The organism is Streptomyces sp. S6 (genome assembly GCF_054880855.1).
The window spans coordinates 1-1,449 of sequence record NZ_JBTYMC010000633.1; the positions used below are offsets into that span (position 1 = coordinate 1).

General features: G+C 75.8%; 1 protein-coding gene and 1 pseudogene. One reads left to right on the top strand and one right to left on the bottom strand.

Annotated elements, in window-relative coordinates; translation table 11 throughout:
- The coding region (locus tag ACVNF4_RS35975) for a hypothetical protein (protein ID WP_461807029.1) at nucleotides 1–87 on the bottom strand (87 nt) is incomplete at its 3' end.
- Between ACVNF4_RS35975 and ACVNF4_RS35980 the strand changes: the two are divergent.
- Nucleotides 86–1,449 (top strand): annotated as a pseudogene (locus ACVNF4_RS35980) (SAV_2336 N-terminal domain-related protein); the annotation flags it as partial. The gene ACVNF4_RS35975 and the pseudogene ACVNF4_RS35980 sit on opposite strands and share 2 nt — an antisense overlap.

Sequence of the window (1,449 nt, forward strand, 5' to 3'; positions counted from 1 at the left end):
GATGTCCTGGATGATCTCGGGCGCGGTGAGGTTCGCGACGACCTGCGTGGCCAGCTCGCGCGGGTTGGCCTTCGCCTTCTTCGCCAGCGCGAGCGCCTCCCCGACCGCGGGACGCCTCGCCGTCTACCTCGCGGCAGCCCCCCTGTGCCTGCCGGTGATGCAGCTCGTGCAGCGCACGATGCTCCCCGGCTCAGGCCCCGCCGAACTCGCGGAAGTCCTGGTCGGCGGCCTGGTCAGCCGGGTCGCGGAGAAACCCGACGGGGACGGCGCTCAGTGGTACGAGATGGAGCCGGACGTCCGTGACGCCCTGCTGTCCCGGCTCGGCCGCGACGAGGCGATGCTCGTCCTCAAGCACACCTCGGAGTACATAGAGCAGCGCTTCGGCAAGGGCGGCCCCAACTTCCCGGCCCTCGCGCTGGCTCAACTGGGGGACGGCGGCACGGGACGGCCGTACGCGCCCGGGGACGGCGACGGCCAGGCCCCGGCCGTCCCGCAGCCGTTCGCCGAGGTCGCCGCGCGGGTCCTGAGGCGGTTCATGCCGCTCCCGGCGAGCTACGAACAGCCGGGTGCGGTCGGCGCCGTCGCCGAGCGCGACACGCACCCCGTGGTGGTGCGGGCCCGCACGCTGATCGGCCGCTTCGACCGCGAGGGCATGATCCAGGACGCCATCGACGCCGTGCAGTTGCTGCGCGGCGCCACCGAACGCGACGAACAGGCCGCGACCGACCCGCAGTTGTGGGCCGAGTACGCGCACTGCACGCTGCGCCTGTGGGAGGTGCAGGGCGGCGACGACCTGCTCCGCGAGGCCGAGGCGGCGGCCCAGCGCGCCGTCGCGCACCCCCGCGCCCTGCACGAACGCGCCGTCCTCGCCCGGGTGTTGCACGCCTCGGCGGCGGACCGCAGGCGCCGGGGCGACCTGTCCGGCGCCCTCGACCTGCTCTCCCGCGCCGACCGCGAGTACGCCGTCGCCTGCGCCGCCCCGGGCCTCGGCGAGAGGGAGGCCCTCAAGCTCACCCTGGAGCGCGTGCGCGCCCTGGAGGAGCAGTGGCGGCTCGGCGGCGACAGCGCCCTCCTCCAGGTCTCCGTCGGCATGCTGGAGGCGTTCGCCGACGTCTGGCCCGACCGGCGCACCCGCCCGCCCGAACTCCCCCTCGTGCACGGCCGGGTGCTCCTCCTGCTGTCCGGCGCCACCGCCGACCCCGACCAGGCCCGCCGCTACGCCGAACAGGCCGCGCACTCCCTCGCCGCCGCCCTGGAGGCCGGCCCCGAACCGGACACCCCGGACGAGATCAGGTCCCGCGTCCGTGTCCTCCTCGACCTGATCGACGCGCTCCTCGGCGCCTGCGGCCCGCTGGACGAGGTGCAGGGGCGGGTCGACGAGGCGCTGAGGGTCGTCCGCGAACAGGCGCAGCGCGCGGCGCTCGCGGTGCGCGCCGGGCGGGTCGCGGT